The 14,579-nt window shown below is 58.7% G+C and carries 16 protein-coding genes; 12 read left to right on the forward strand and 4 right to left on the reverse strand.

Features of this window, described 5'->3' with window-relative positions; genetic code table 11:
- Positions 1 to 78 precede the first annotated feature (78 nt).
- Both OZX73_RS03455 and OZX73_RS03460 read right to left on the reverse strand, forming a co-directional pair.
- Entirely contained in the window at positions 79 to 1,359 is a 1,281-nt protein-coding gene (locus tag OZX73_RS03455; protein ID WP_277150696.1) for a site-specific integrase, read from the reverse strand.
- Positions 1,360 to 1,361: 2 nt separating this feature from the next.
- A complete protein-coding gene (locus OZX73_RS03460; protein WP_277150698.1) occupies positions 1,362 to 1,979 on the reverse strand; it encodes a helix-turn-helix transcriptional regulator in 618 nt (205 codons plus the stop codon).
- A gap of 133 nt (positions 1,980 to 2,112) precedes the next feature.
- Here OZX73_RS03460 and OZX73_RS03465 point away from each other — a divergent pair, with 133 nt between their 5' ends.
- Both OZX73_RS03465 and OZX73_RS03470 read left to right on the forward strand, forming a co-directional pair.
- A complete protein-coding gene (locus tag OZX73_RS03465) occupies positions 2,113 to 2,376 on the forward strand; it encodes a hypothetical protein (RefSeq protein ID WP_277150701.1) in 264 nt (87 codons plus the stop codon).
- A gap of 5 nt (positions 2,377 to 2,381) precedes the next feature.
- Positions 2,382 to 2,711: a hypothetical protein gene (locus OZX73_RS03470; protein ID WP_277150703.1), complete on the forward strand. Its 330-nt coding sequence runs from the start codon at positions 2,382 to 2,384 to the stop codon at positions 2,709 to 2,711.
- A 97-nt stretch (positions 2,712 to 2,808) separates the two neighbouring features.
- Here the strand turns inward: OZX73_RS03470 and OZX73_RS03475 are convergent, their stop codons facing one another.
- Positions 2,809 to 3,120: a hypothetical protein gene (locus OZX73_RS03475; protein ID WP_277150705.1), complete on the reverse strand. Its 312-nt coding sequence runs from the start codon at positions 3,118 to 3,120 to the stop codon at positions 2,809 to 2,811.
- On the opposite strand from OZX73_RS03475, the gene OZX73_RS03480 reads away from it, so the two are divergent.
- From OZX73_RS03480 to OZX73_RS03505, 6 genes are all read left to right on the forward strand, one after another.
- Entirely contained in the window at positions 3,101 to 4,222 is a 1,122-nt protein-coding gene (locus OZX73_RS03480; RefSeq protein WP_277150706.1) for a hypothetical protein, read from the forward strand. The two genes, OZX73_RS03475 and OZX73_RS03480, sit on opposite strands and share 20 nt — an antisense overlap.
- Positions 4,223 to 4,499: 277 nt before the next feature.
- Entirely contained in the window at positions 4,500 to 4,781 is a 282-nt protein-coding gene (locus OZX73_RS03485) for a hypothetical protein (RefSeq protein ID WP_277150707.1), read from the forward strand.
- Entirely contained in the window at positions 4,766 to 5,101 is a 336-nt protein-coding gene (locus OZX73_RS03490; protein WP_277150708.1) for a hypothetical protein, read from the forward strand. The genes OZX73_RS03485 and OZX73_RS03490 overlap by 16 nt, the downstream gene beginning before the upstream one ends.
- Positions 5,098 to 5,622 carry a hypothetical protein gene (locus OZX73_RS03495; RefSeq protein WP_277150709.1) on the forward strand — a complete coding sequence of 175 codons (525 nt, stop codon included), beginning with the start codon at positions 5,098 to 5,100 and terminating at the stop codon, positions 5,620 to 5,622. Before OZX73_RS03490 ends, OZX73_RS03495 begins: the two co-directional genes overlap by 4 nt.
- Before the next feature lie 296 nt (positions 5,623 to 5,918).
- Positions 5,919 to 7,685, forward strand: coding sequence for an HK97 family phage prohead protease (locus OZX73_RS03500; RefSeq protein WP_277150710.1), 1,767 nt, complete (start codon positions 5,919 to 5,921; stop codon positions 7,683 to 7,685).
- The gene (locus OZX73_RS03505; protein WP_277150711.1) at positions 7,682 to 8,002 is read left to right on the forward strand and encodes a hypothetical protein; all 321 of its coding nucleotides are present in this window, start codon (positions 7,682 to 7,684) and stop codon (positions 8,000 to 8,002) included. Before OZX73_RS03500 ends, OZX73_RS03505 begins: the two co-directional genes overlap by 4 nt.
- 507 nt (positions 8,003 to 8,509) lie before the next feature.
- Here OZX73_RS03505 and OZX73_RS03510 read toward each other — a convergent pair.
- Positions 8,510 to 9,856: an aldehyde dehydrogenase family protein gene (locus OZX73_RS03510; RefSeq protein ID WP_277150911.1), complete on the reverse strand. Its 1,347-nt coding sequence runs from the start codon at positions 9,854 to 9,856 to the stop codon at positions 8,510 to 8,512.
- 184 nt (positions 9,857 to 10,040) lie between these two features.
- Between OZX73_RS03510 and OZX73_RS03515 the strand changes: the two genes are divergently transcribed.
- The 4 genes from OZX73_RS03515 (at position 10,041) to fusA (ending at position 14,514) form a co-directional block, all read left to right on the forward strand.
- The gene (locus tag OZX73_RS03515) at positions 10,041 to 11,057 is read left to right on the forward strand and encodes an adenosine deaminase (RefSeq protein ID WP_277150712.1); all 1,017 of its coding nucleotides are present in this window, start codon (positions 10,041 to 10,043) and stop codon (positions 11,055 to 11,057) included.
- A 446-nt stretch (positions 11,058 to 11,503) separates the two neighbouring features.
- Positions 11,504 to 11,875: a 30S ribosomal protein S12 gene (gene rpsL / locus OZX73_RS03520; protein WP_277141808.1), complete on the forward strand. Its 372-nt coding sequence runs from the start codon at positions 11,504 to 11,506 to the stop codon at positions 11,873 to 11,875.
- A gap of 5 nt (positions 11,876 to 11,880) precedes the next feature.
- The gene (gene rpsG / locus OZX73_RS03525; protein WP_277141807.1) at positions 11,881 to 12,351 is read left to right on the forward strand and encodes a 30S ribosomal protein S7; all 471 of its coding nucleotides are present in this window, start codon (positions 11,881 to 11,883) and stop codon (positions 12,349 to 12,351) included.
- Positions 12,352 to 12,384: 33 nt separating this feature from the next.
- On the forward strand, positions 12,385 to 14,514 hold the full coding sequence (gene fusA, locus OZX73_RS03530; protein WP_277150713.1) for an elongation factor G: 2,130 nt from the start codon (positions 12,385 to 12,387) through the stop codon (positions 14,512 to 14,514).
- Positions 14,515 to 14,579: the final 65 nt, after the last annotated feature.

Raw genomic sequence — 14,579 nt, forward strand, 5'->3', positions numbered from 1 at the left:
AATATCAATGTTCCGGGGATTTTTCATATCCGCCCCTAAAACGACGCTGGACACGATTAGACACGATGAACGACATTGCTATTGGCGCTCGCGGCTCTTCAGGGCTTCTCTACGACGCAAATCAAGGGCATCGGCAACATTATCCAGCTGTTCTGGCCACAGGTCGGCATAAATGTTCAACGTTTCCGTGGCGTCGGCGTGCCCCATGGCACTCTGAAGCGTCTTCACCGACGCGCCGGCCGCTATGCTGAGCGACGCATAGGTGTGCCGCAGGGAATGGATCACCAAATTCGGCACGTCAAGCCCACTTCCGGCCACGGCCTTCCTCCACACCCGGTCACGCCAGTTAGGATCGGCTATATGCCCTCCCTGCGAGTTCGGGAACAGCCATGAATCAAACGGACGGCCATCGATCTGCTCTTTAATCCTGGGAACAAGAAACGCGGGGATCGGAACTTTGCGAGTGATGCCGCTTTTCGGGGTGCCGAGTATCTGCCGGCCACCGTCCCGCGTCCAGGTCTTCGACACTTTCAGACGCCTCGCCTTCAAATCGACATCCTGCACCTGAAGGGCGAATAGCTCGTTTATCCTCAGCCCCGTATAGGCCAGCGTGAGCACGATAAGGCCGTCCTGTGGCTGGCCGACGCCTTCAGCGGATTCAGCCAGCAGTTCCACCTCGGAATCGGTCAGATATGCCCGCTTCTCTGGCTTGGTGTCCTTGGGTAGACGCACATCCTCCAGCGGATTGAACGCTATCCATTTCCTGGAGGGTTTGGCCGCATAGCGAAGGACGCTACCGAAGGTCACACCCACTACATGCTTGATTGTTCCAGGTGAAAGTGGACTGGGGTCGCCGCCCGACTTCAAATTGGCGGGTGCCGAACCGTCTAGCAGTTGTGCCACCCATTCATTGATTGACGCCTCGCTGATCGCCCTGATCGGTATGGCTCCCCACTTCGGCAGACAATATATCCGCAGCTCCCGGCCGAGTCTGTCCCTGGTAGTTGCTTTCACTGCGTTCTTTGATTTGAACCATTCCGTGGCCACTGAAGCGAACGTTTTGGAACGATCGGCAGGATCGATATACCGTCCGGAACGCAGATCATCCTCCATAGCGGCCGCATAGCTTTCGGCATCTCCCCGGCTTTCGAACTTACGGTTATGACGTGTATTCAGCCCCGTGGAGGGATTTACGGCATACCAGTCAACACGCCAACGCCGGCCTTTTCCATAGCTTGACAACCGCCATTCCTGTGGTACACGGGCGCGCTCGGGTCTTTTAGCTGCATTCAGGGAACGCCGGACTGACGCTGGGGCATCTTTACTCAGCCAGCGATCAGTGACCCAAGCTTTAGCCATTATTATTTCTTTTCTGTTGTTGGCGAATATTTCTCTACCCAGTCTTTGGGGGTGTGAGGATGTGACTTTTCTTCGGAGATGGCTGCTTTCACTTCCCTCCTGTCGACTAAATCGCGATATGGTGTACCGTTCAGTCCTTCACCACGTTTTCCTGACTCTATCCATCCAGTTGCCCAGGAAGCCACATAATCAACATTAAAGATCTCTAGCATCCGTTTAATTTCCGTTTTGGTTGCTTCTGAAGGCTCATATTGTGGTTGGTTTGGTTTGGGCTTTATAGCAATTTCTAGCTCTCGCAGTGCTCCACCGTAATTGTGCATGGCTATCCTCAGCGCATCATAGCAATTTTCAAAATCTGTCTTTGCTTCCCATGCGTATTTTTCATTTTCCGGCATCGTGAGGCTAACCAAATATTTTGCTGGATCGTAGCCAAGACAGGCCAACAAGTCCCTTGCCTCTATGAGTTTCAATTGGCGTTGTCCGGATTCGATGTTGTAAACAGTTTGCTTTTTCCAAGCATGGCCTCGTGAGCGCATTTCACTTGCCACCTCTGCCTGTGAGGTTTCGCCACGTAACTTTTTAACGCGCTCGCCGATTATGGCGTCATCTGAAGTAATCATAAGTATAGATTAAAAACTGTTCATGACATTTAGTTATTTTTCGTGACTCGCCGTAAAGATTCACGTTTGACAATCAAATTTAATTCGATAATATCGAAATCGTTATTTAAAGTAACGATATTTGGAGGTTGAATTGAGTAACACAATAACAATTCCTTCGGCTCTGGAGGAGGTTGCAGCCGCTTTACAACCTTTAAACAGTCCGCAAAAAGTGGAAGAAGTTACCGGGATACCGGTAAACACTCTTGCTTTTTGGCGCTGTGAAGGGTCTCATTTGGCTTTTGTGAAAATGGGGCGAAAGGTCTGTTACCGGCGTGAAGACATTCTGCATTACATTGAAACTCATACTTTTAACAGCAGCAACGAGGCTAAAGAAAAGTCGAGGACAGAAAAATGAAGCAGATGACGATTGAAAAGGTCGCGCCTGCTGGAACAGCCGCGACCCGGAACGGTTCTGAATCTACCAAAGATGGGAACCAAGACTATTCTAGCGTTCTCGGGCTGACTTTGCCTGCGTTCACGCTGAAGCAGTACCAGGCGGTGAAGACGCTGCCGAAGAAATGCACCGAGCGAGTGCTGGCCTCGACGTTGGGTGTGCCGGCGTCGTTGGTGGCCGCGTGGCGCAGGGCGAACATCGGCCTCGCCTCCAGTGTGGGCCTGGATGGTTCGGTGTCGTACCGGCGTGGGGACGTGCTTTCGTTCGTCTACCGGCATGTGGGGGGTTGCGTCTGATGGCGAAACGTCCTGTGATGTCGGCGCTCGCGGACATGGTGCCGGCCGCCGAGGCCGAGAGCGTGATCGATGACATCGAGAGCGTCAACGGCGGCTTCTACGGCGATGCGATCCCGCGTGACGCCTCGGGTCGACCAATTGATCCGCTGGAGGGGACGCCCGATCCGGATGATTCGTTCTGGCTGTCCTCGACGCCCTTGCTGGAGATCCGGCGGTATGCGCGTTCCAGGGGCATCAGGGTGAACCCGTGGGCTTTGCTGGGGGCGGTGCTGACGCGTATCGCGGTGGCGCTGCCGGCGAATGTGGTGGCCGACCCGTTGGACAACGGCCAGCCGATGCCGGTGCAGTTGTTCCTGGCGTTGCTGGGAGGCTCGGGCGCTGGCAAGGGGATGACGGAGCGTGCGGCCAAGACCCTCGTTCCAGACATCCGCGACGCGCAGACGCATATACCGGCGTCCGGCGAGGGGATACCCACGATGTTCGCGGCGCGTGAGCGCAACGAGGACGGCTCCACCAGGCTGAAGCTGCTGTCGAGCCGTGCGCTGCTTTCGGTGCCCGAGATCACCCATCTGGGAGGTGCGGCGAAGCGGATAGGCAGCACGCTGATCAGCACGCTGCTGTCGGCCTACCAGGGCGAGCCTATCGGGGCGGCGAACCGCAACGAGGCCGACCGCTACGAGATTCCCCGCCTGGGCTACCGGCTGTGCCTGATAACGGGCGTGCAACCGTCAAACGCGGGCGTGCTGCTGGACGAGGCGGGTTCCGGCCTGCCGCAGCGGTTCCTGTGGTTCGACGTGCTCGACCCCGAGACACCCTTGGACGCCACGCCCACGCGCAGGGTGCTGGACTCGCTGACCTGCTTCCCCTATGACACCTCGAAGCTGCCGGCCGACCCCGACATGGGAGTGATGCAGGCGTACTGCAACCCCGGCTCCGACGGCCTGCACAAGCCGAACGAATACCCGAGGACGTTCAGACATGTGGGCTACCCGCCCCTGGTGGCCGACGAGTTCGACTACGAGCGGATCAGAACGAACCACGGGGCGCTCGCGAACCCGCTGGACGCCCACCGGCTGCTGGTGACCTCTCGCGTGGCCGCGCTGCTGGCCCTGCTCGACCGTCCCGGCGAGATGCCGGTAGTCACCGAACTGGAGTGGAGGAACGCCAAGACGGTCATGGAGCACAGCGCCACGTACCGCGCCAAGTGCATACGGGACATGAAAACCGCCCGCAGCCACCTGAAGGCCGACGAGCTGGAGATCAACGACTCGGCGCGCGGCGAGGTGCGAGAACGCGGCATCGACAACGCCAAAGGCAAGGTACTCGACTATCTCGAAGCCCTCAGACCATCACGCAAGGGGGTCAAGGGCTGGAAGATCAGGCAGAACATCGCCCGCTCATGCAGGCAATACACGTATCCGGCGCTCGCAGACCTGCGCGACGAAGGCCAGATAGCAATCTGCGGGGATGACACCGGCAAGGAATCAGCGAACTCATGGAGGTTGCGATGAAACATAGGCACTTTATCGGAAGGGTACCTAGTGTACCTAGCCGCCTAGCCTTACTCGCACAACGGTTTACGTACCCAGTAAACCGCCTAGAGTACCTAGTGGCGGCGCAATCGCTAGGTACTCTAGGCACAAACTCTAGGTACGAAACCCCAATGATTCCAACGCCTAGGCGGCTAGGTACGCTAGGTAGCCTCCCAAACACCAACCGAACGGAACCGCACAGGAAAGATGTTCGATTATCCCGATTCCGGCGCTCGCGGACGGGAGACGGGCGGCCATGAGCAATACCAGGAAACCGGTCGAGACGGTGTACTGCCACCAGCCCGATCTGCGGCATCAGGGCGGCAGGTACACCTGGTGCGGCATCGACCGTACCGCGCACGACATGCGCCCCATGTCCACGTTGCCCGAGGGCTACCGGTGGGAGAGCTGCCCGGTCTGCGAGGCCATGATGCTGCTCGACCAAGCCCAACGGGAAACGCAACGGCGCTCGCGGACGTCAACGTGGGTTCAGGGCACGCTGTTCGACGGGGGAGGCTTGCCATGTCCATCAAGGTGACCCGTCTGAAGGCCCCGGAGTCGTACACGTCGTTCGAGCCAGGTGTGGATGTGTCGGCCGAGCGCGAGTGCGCGTCCAGGATCGCCCGCGACTGCCTTAGCGAGGTGGCCACGGCGCTTATCGAGGGTCGGAAGCCGACGGTGAGGGTTCCGTCGCTCGACCCGGTGTTCGCGGCGGTGACGGGCAGGGCGCTCCAGACAATCGCCCGCAACCTCGGCACCACGGCCAACCAAAAGAACGAAGAAACCGAAAAACAAGACGAAGAGGACGGGGAGGAAGCGCAGGGCTGCGCCGACACCCCGGAAAGGAACAGGAAATGACCAGCAACAACCAACTTCAGGAGAACGCCGGCACGATGACGCTGGAACAGCCGCAACGCGGGGACGAAGGGCCGACGATCCTGCACTATGTGCGTAAAACGTCCTGCCAGGCGGGAAGAAGCGACTACTCGCTGTGCGGGCTTCTTATGGATCACCTGACACCGGCCGGCAACCTGCCGGGAGGCTCTGAGACGCTGATATGCCCGATGTGCGAGATGGACGCCCAGGCGGAACTCGACGGATGGCCAGACAGCCCGCTTTCGATAGACCTGCTCGCCATCAGAATGACCCTGAACGCCATGCTCAGAACCGAAGGCCTGACCATACCCGAAGCCGCCGGAAAACTCGGCATGGAACCCGACGACCTGCACCACAAGCTCGCCACCATCCGGCTGAACGTCGAAGAACTCGCCGGAATCTGCGAACTCTGCCACACGTCCCCGGCAATGGCCGCAGACATCACCCAGAAAGCCGCCCAGATCATCAAGCAACGCCGAACAGACGCCGCAAAGACCGAATAAGACGCAACCTCCACCCAAACGATTCCGGCGCTCGCGGGCGGGGTGAACCATAGTGCACCCCGTGTGACCCCTTCAGTATCCGAGGGGGTGGCATAGGGGTGCCGCGGGCTGGCTTTCGGGTGCCCCGGCTGGTATGATTGAAGGCAATCAGCTAGCGGGGGCCGCCCTGAGGGGTCGCCAATCATCCGCACGCCAGATCGTTCGATACCGGAACGCTATCCGGGGCATTGGAAGCCCGTGGAGCCGTCCGGTCACAATCCCATATCTCACATTTGGCATGAAAGCTGTATTCTCTGATGCAACAGAAATCAATACCCATCAACGCGGTGATGCCCGGCGAGAAGGCCGATGACATGAACATGGGCGAAGGCCAGTTCACCGCCTACGCGTCCACCTGGACGCGCGAACCCGACTGCTACGGCGACGTGGTGGCCAAGGGCGCGTTCACCCGCACGCTCAACGAATGGAAGACCTCGGGCGACTCGATACCCATCCTCTACGGGCACAACAGCGCCGACCCCGACTACAACATCGGCTACGTCAAGCAGGCCGTCCAGGACGAGCACGGGCTGAAGATCCTCGGCCAGCTTGACATCGACAACAACCCCAAGGCCGCCCAGGTCTACAAGCTGCTCAAGGGACGCAGGCTCCGGCAGATGAGCTTCGCGTTCACCATCAACAGCAAGGCCAACATACCGCTCACGAACGGCACCAGCGTGCGCGAGCTGCGCGACGTGACCCTCTACGAGGTGTCCATCGTCCCGCTCGGGGCGAACCAGGACACCAGCATCGAGGCGGTGAAAAGCGCCATCGACTCGACCGCAAAGGCCCAGAAGAACCTCAACGAATACGCGCTATGGCAATACAACTACGAAAGAAAGAACAACAACGACATGAACCTGCTACAGAAGCTCGAGAGCATTGAGAAGAAGATCGGCGAGTACAAGTCCCGCCTCGACGCCGGCGAGAACATCCTGCCGGACGAAGAAAAGGACCTGGAACAGAAGACCAAGGAGGCCAAGGAACTCCGCCGCAGAATCGACCTGTTCAAAAGCGTGAACGCCGACCTCGCCGCGAACGGGGTGCCCGAGGTCAAGAACGGCCGGCCCACGCAGGGCGAGGCCGTCGGCACGAAGAAGCGGGGCCACCTCTCGCTGCGATCCATCTCCAGCGAGGCACCGCGCACCGTCATCGGCTACAGCGGCAAGCTGCTCGAGAAGGGACTCGCGCCCCAGGGGCAGGCGCTGTTCCCCGTGCCGATCGTCAACACGGAGCCGATAGCCGCCTACGCCGGCGGCGAGGTGCCGCCGCGCCTGCTGGACTACCTGCAAGCCGTGACCAGGGACGCGCCGACCTACAGCGTCATCCAGGAGGTCGAGAAGGAAGACTCGGGCAAGGCGTCCGTCGTCGCCCCGGGCGAGGAGAAGCCGGTCAAGAAGATCGGCCTGGAACGCCTCGACCAGCGGCTCAAGGTCGTGGCCGTGCTCTCCGAACCGATCGACAAGTTCCTTCTCGAGGACGCCGGCAACATCTACAACTGGCTCGGCACCAGATACGTGATCGAGGTGTTCAACGCCATCGAGGACGAGATCATCAACGGCGACGGCACCGGCGAGCACTTCACCGGCCTCGAGCACGCCAAGGGCACCAAGTCCCTGCCGTACGCCGGCACCATCCTGGACACCATCATGGCCGGCACCAACGCGCTCGAGACCATCGGGCTGGTGCCCGACATCATCGCGCTCTCGCCGGCCGACTGGCTCACCATCCAGAAGCTCCGCGACGACAACGGCGCATACTACATGGGCAACGTCGTCGACCCCGTGCAGCGCACGCTGTGGGGACGCCAGATCGCCACCGTGCCCGGACTGCCGGAAGGCACCGGCTGGGTGATCGGCGCAGGCGCTCTCACACTGTCCACGGACGGCGTGAACCGCATCGAGTGGGACACCTCGGGCGGCTTCACCCGCAACCAGATCCAGGCACGCGTCGAGGGACGCTACAACCTCGACATCCTCAAGCCCCACGCGCTCATCAAGCTCGACCTCAAGGCCAAGGCATGACGCGAGGATCATCGAGGCACGGCATTCGCAAGTACGGCCGGCAGTTCCAGAAAGACCGCAAGGCGTTCTTTGCCAAGTGCAAGGCAAACAACGCCGTGTGCTGGCTGTGCGGGATGCCCATCGACTACGAGGTTCCGCAGAACACCACGGACAACAGCTACAACCTCGACCACATGTATCCCGTCACCAAACGCCCAGACCTCCAGCATGATCCCGCAGGCTTCAGGCCCAGCCACGCAAGCTGCAACAACCTGAGAGGCAACAAGGAACCGCCCGCGCCGCTCGGGACGCTCTCCAGGCAATGGATCAGGCCATAAAGCACAACAACAACAAGCAAAGGCCGGAATCCGCCACAATCGGCGGCGTCCCGGCCTTTTCCATGCCGAAAGCAAGGGGAAGGGGCGGTAAAATCCTCAAAAGCCCGCCGGCCGGACTTCCATCCGCATGGGCCCCATTCCTCTCCCTCCCGAATCCAGAAAAATCTGAGAGGGGGGGGTCGCGCGCGCGAGGCTAAAACAGCATTTTAGGGATTAATTTAGGCTACTAAAACTTTCTGGACACGATACAGACACGATGAACGCTTGATTTTGTCATTTTTAACTAAACAAACTAAGATAGAATAGAGAAAAGAACCGTTGAAATATCAACGATATTAAGGTTTGTCATATTTTCTATAAATCTACCATATTTAGGCAATTTAGTTCAGAAGGTCGCGCGTTCGAACCGCGTTGGCCACCCCATCAATCCCCGGAATCGCAAGGTTTCGGGGATTTTGCGTTATCGGTGATTTTCACGCACAGTCAATATTCGGTCAACATCGCGGATTATCGCAAGATGTTTCTGTACGGCGGATAGGCGATGCGTAGCGTGTCCGGGAACGTGGGTTTGCTGGTCACTGTTTTGACGTGGCTGAACTCGAGGAAACCGGCTTTGCCGTGATAGGAACCCATGCCGGATGCGCCGATGCCGCCGAAGGGGAGGCGGCTGGAAAGCAGATGACCGAGCGGCAGATTGAAGCCGAGCGCGCCCGAGCTGGTATGGCGTTCGAACAGCAGCCGGGTGGCCTTGGAACGGGAGAAGACATATAAAGCCAGTGGTTTCGGACGCCTGTTGATGAATTTGACGGCTTCACGCGCATCGCGCACTGCAAGAATCGGCAGGATCGGTCCGAAGATCTCCTCTTGCATCACCGGATCGTCAGGCCGGACGTTGGTGAGGATGGTCGGCGCGATATAGAGACGTTCGCGATTCGTTTCACCCCCGCTGAACGCTTTTCCATCGGTTGGCAGAAGCCCGGCCAACCTGTCGAATTGTCTGGTGTTGACGATTCTTCCGTAACTTGCGGATTCCGCTGGATTGTCGCCGAAGAACTTGTGTGTGAAAGCGGAAATTTTCTGTGCCAGCGGTTCGACCAGCTCCGGCGTGGTCAAGACATAATCGGGAGCCACGCAGGTCTGTCCGGCGTTGGTGAAGCGACCCCATGCGATGCGCCCCGCGGCGACGTCGAGATTGGCGCTCGCGTCCACGAACACCGGTGATTTGCTGCCAAGTTCAAGGGTGACCGGCGTGAGTTGTTTCGCCGCCGCTTCCATGACGATCGAGCCGACCCTGCCATTGCCGGTATAGAAGATATGGTCGAACGGTTGTCGCAAAAGCTCGGTGGTTTCGGGCACGGCTCCCTGGACGACCGCAAAAGCCCGCGGATCAAGGTATTCGCCGATAAGACGTTGAAGCAACGCGCTGGTATTGGGGGAGAGCTCGGAAGGTTTGAGGCATACGCAATTGCCGGCCGCGATGGCGTCGACCATCGGCTCCAGGCTCAGCATCAGGGGATAGTTCCATGGTGAAATGACCAGGATCACGCCCTTGGGTTCCGTTATCGTCCAGCTTCTCGCAGGTTGCATCAAAAGCGGCATGGTCACATGGTGCCTTCCGCTCCAGCGCGCCAGACGCGGCTCGACGAACTTTATTTCGTCCAAGACCAGTTTGATTTCCATCAGCGCGGTTTCGGCCGCGGGTTTGCCTAGGTCGAGATAAACGGCATGCTCGATGTCCTTTCGATGGGCTGTGATCATCCCCTTCATCCGCCTGAGCTGTTCCCGTCGCCAATCCAAAGGTAAAGTCGCGCCTGTATCGAAAACGCGGTGAAGTCCGGCCACGTTGTCGTTCATATCCATCATCTGTCGCCTCTTATCTGCGTTCGTCGATATGACCTAACTCTATATGGCCGTTGCGAACGGTGGGTGCAACAGTTCTCATGACGATGTAGGGTTTGCTGGCTTGGGAGCATGGTAGATTACATGCTGTAGTGCTGTTAACCAAATGCTGTTCAACTTTATTGGGAAGGCATGTTCAATGACGACCGAAGTCACACGAGAATTCATCCAAAATCTGCCAAAAGCCGAGCTTCATCTCCATATCGAGGGGACGCTGGAACCTGAGCTGAAGCTTGAATTGGCCAAGCGCAACCATATCGACATCGGGCAGACGACGATCGAAGAGGTCCGCAAGACCTACCAATACGACGACCTCGCCTCGTTCCTCGCCGTCTACTATCCGGCCATGGACGTGCTGCAGCATGAACAGGATTTCTACGACCTCGCCTTCGCCTATCTGAAACGTGCCGCCGCCAACCATGTGCGCCATGTCGAGATCTTCTTTGATCCCCAGGCCCACACCTCCCGTGGCATCGCTTTCGAGACCGTGATCCACGGGTTGCATCGTGCCATCGTCGACGCCCGTGCCATCGATGTCGACGCCGATCTGATCATGTGCTTCCTGCGTGATTTCTCCAAGGAATCCGCCCGCAAGACCTTGCTTGAGGCCTTGCCATACAAGGACTGGATTCTGGGCATCGGCTTGGACTCCGACGAACACAACAATCCGCCGCTCAAGTTCGCGCGTCAGTACGAGGATGCCGCGGCAGCTGGGCTCCATCTGACGGCTCATTGCGACATCGACCAGGTCGGCTCGATCGACCACATCCGCCAGGCGCTTGAGATCATGGGTGTGGAACGCATCGACCACGGCACCAATATCGTCGAGGACCCGGATCTGGTCGATTTCGCCGTCAGCCACCACATCGGCATGACCTCCTGCCCGCTTTCCAACTCCTTCGTACGCCCCGAGATGAAGGGCGATGAAATCGTGGAGCTCTTGGGCAAGGGCGTCAGGATCTGCATCAACTCCGACGATCCGGCCTACTTCGGCGGCTATATCAGTGACAACTACTACGCGCTGGCCGACCAGTTCGGCCTGAGCCGCGATCAGGTCATCCAGCTGGCGCGCAACTCCTTCGAGGCTTCGTGGATCAGCGACGAGAAGAAGGCGCTCTATCTGGCCCAGCTCAACGAATACGTGGCCAAGAATTGAGCGTGGAATCGTTCGTGGATAGTGAATTAAGGGGTTTATGCCGCAATCGGTATTGATATAAGTTCAACCCGGATTGCTGATTAAGAAACGTGGTCGAAGGAAACCGATGCATTGTTCGGTTTGTCCTATTGACCACGTTTTGGTTTTATGCCTATTTCATGTTTGCCGAACCGAAGTGATTGAATATCTTCCATATCTTACGGCATAGTTTGTCCGTCGGGGTGTGGTAATCTTCTTACTTGTGTGTGCCAGTGGCATGCCTTATGTGACAGGCGTGGGCACTGGGATATCCCGGAACTTGTTAGATTGCGCGCAGCAATGCGGCGGCAGGAGAGCGAAGGGCCATCGGGCCGGTGGACTGTGGCTGTCTCATTTCGATTCGTCGATTGGGGCTGCAGCGAGGCGGCTCCGCAAGAAATAATGATTAACGAATCGGAGAACTGAAGTTGCCTACTATAGAACAACTTGTCCGCAAAGGACGTAAGGCAAAGTCAAAGAAATCCAAGACTTTGGCCTTGAAGGGTAGCCCGCTGCGTCGTGGCGTGTGCACCCGTGTGTATACCACTACACCGAAGAAGCCGAATTCCGCGTTGCGTAAGGTCGCCCGTGTGCGCCTGAGCTCCGGCATCGAAGTTACCGCCTACATTCCGGGCGAGGGCCACAACCTGCAGGAGCACTCCATCGTGCTCGTCCGCGGTGGCCGTGTGAAGGATCTTCCTGGTGTGCGTTACCACATCGTGCGCGGCGCGCTCGATACCCAGGGTGTCAAGGACCGCAAGCAGGGACGCTCCCTGTACGGCGCAAAGAAGGCGAAGTAAGAGATATGTCACGTAAAGGACCATCCAAGAAGCACCAGCTGCTCCCTGATCCGATCTACGGCTCCACCGTGGTCGCTCAGCTCATCAACAAGATCCTGCTCGACGGCAAGAAGTCGATCGCCGAGGACATCGTCTACTCCGCACTTGACATGGTCAAGGAGAAGACCGATCAGGAACCCGTCGCCGTGCTGAAGCGCGCGCTCGACAACATCCGCCCGTCCCTCGAGGTCCGTTCCCGCCGTGTCGGCGGCGCGACCTACCAGGTCCCGGTCGAGGTCAAGCCCAACCGCGCGAACGCCCTGAGCCTTCGCTGGCTGACCGACTTCTCGCGCAAGCGTCGTGAGAAGACCATGGCCGAGCGTCTCGCCAACGAGATCCTCGATGCCTCCAACGGCCTCGGTGCTTCCGTGAAGCGCCGCGAGGACACGCACAAGATGGCCGAGGCCAACAAGGCCTTCGCTCACTATCGCTGGTAATTTCGACAGACGAGTTAGGGTAAGGATAGATTTATGGCACTTGATGTGCTCAGTGACCTCAACGAGGTCCGCAACATCGGCATCATGGCTCACATCGATGCCGGTAAGACAACGTGTACGGAACGTATTCTGTATTACACCGGTAAGAACTACAAGATCGGCGAGACGCACGAAGGCGCCTCGACCATGGACTTCATGGCCCAGGAAAAGGAACGCGGCATCACCATTCAGTCCGCCGCGACCACCTGCTTCTGGAACCGTCAGACCCATGATCCCGACAAGAAGTTCCAGATCAACATCATCGACACCCCCGGCCACGTGGACTTCACGGCCGAGGTGGAGCGTTCGCTCCGTGTGCTCGATGGCGCCGTCGCCGTCTTCGATGGCAAGGAAGGCGTGGAGCCCCAGAGCGAGACCGTGTGGCGTCAGGCCGACAAGTACGGCGTGCCGCGCATCTGCTTCATCAACAAGATGGACAAGCTCGGCGCTGACTTCTACTACTCCGTCGACACCATCAAGTCGAAGCTGGGAGCCACCCCGTTGGTTGTGCAATTGCCGATTGGCGCTGAGAACGACTTCGTCGGCATGGTCGATTTGATCCGTATGAAGGCCTACGTCTGGAAGGACGTCACCACCGATCTCGGCGCCCACTACGACACCGTCGATATCCCTGATGACCTGAAGGACAAGGCCGAACAGTATCGCTCGGAGCTCCTCGACCAGGTGGCCGAGTCCGACGACGACCTCATGGAGAAGTACCTCGAGTCCGGCGAGATGAGCGAAGAGGAGATCCGTGCAGGTATCCGCAAGCTCACCATCGAGCGCAAGGCCTACCCGGTCCTCTGCGGTTCCGCTTTCAAGGACAAGGGCATTCAGCCGCTGCTCGACGCGGTGGTCGATTACCTCCCCAGCCCTGAGGACGTTCCCGCCATCGTCGGCTTCAAGCCCGGCGACGAGTCCCAGGAGATCGACCGCAAGCCCACGATGGACGATCCGTTCGCCGCACTGGTATTCAAGATTTCGACCCACCCCTTCTATGGCAAGCTCGTGTTCGTGCGCGTCTACTCCGGCTCCATCAAGCCGGGCGACACCGTGCTCGATTCCACGAAGGACAAGAAAGAACGCGTCGGCAAGATTTTCCAGATGCACGCCGACAAGGAGAATCCTGTCGATGCCGCCGAAGCCGGCAACATCTACACGCTCGTGGGGCTCAAGAACGTCTCTACCGGCGACACGCTGTGCGCCGACAACGCTCCGATCTCGCTGGAGTCCATGACCTTCCCCGACCCCGTTATCGAGGTCGCTGTGGAGCCGAAGACCAAGGCCGACCAGGAGAAGATGTCGATCGCTCTGGCGAAGCTCGCCGACGAGGATCCGACCTTCCAGGTCAAGACCGATGAGGAAAGCGGCCAGACGCTGATTTCCGGCATGGGTGAGCTCCAGCTCGACATCATCGTCGACCGTATGCGCCGCGAGTTCAACGTCGATTGCAACGTGGGCAACCCGCAGGTCGCCTACCGCGAGACCATTCGCAAGGCTGTCATGAACCAGGAATACACCCACAAGAAGCAGACGGGTGGTTCCGGCCAGTTCGCGAAGGTCTTGATGAACTTCGAGCCGATCGATCCAGCCGAGGGCAAGGACTACGAGTTCGTCAACGAGGTCACCGGCGGCCACATCACCAAGGAATTCATTCCTTCGATCGATGCTGGTGTGCAGGAAGCCATGGAGTCCGGCATCCTCGCCGGGTTCCCGGTGGTCGGCGTCAAGGCGACCGTCACCGACGGCCAGATCCACGATGTCGATTCCTCTGAGCTCGCCTTCAAGATCGCCGGTTCCATGGCGTTCAAGACCGCGGCCCCGAAGGCCAAGCCCGTCATCCTCGAGCCGATTATGGCCGTCGAGGTGCGTACGCCCGAGGAGTACATGGGCGACGTCATGGGCGACATCAACTCCCGCCGTGGCAACATCACCGAGATGAAGGACGCCACCGGCGTCAAGGTCATCGAGGCGAAGGTCCCGCTGAGCGAGATGTTCGGCTACATCGGCGACCTGCGCTCCAAGACGCAGGGCCGCGCGATGTTCACCATGCAGATGGATTCGTATGCAGAGGTGCCGAAGGCGGTCTCCGAGGAGATCATCAAGGCCCAGCGCGGCGAATAAAATACTTCGCCCAAGGCGTGTCTGTCTCCAGTCGGCGCTAGAATTTTCAAGCGCTGACTGGGTTC

Origin of the sequence: Bifidobacterium sp. ESL0775 (assembly GCF_029395475.1) — a bacterium.
GTDB lineage: Bacteria > Actinomycetota > Actinomycetes > Actinomycetales > Bifidobacteriaceae > Bifidobacterium.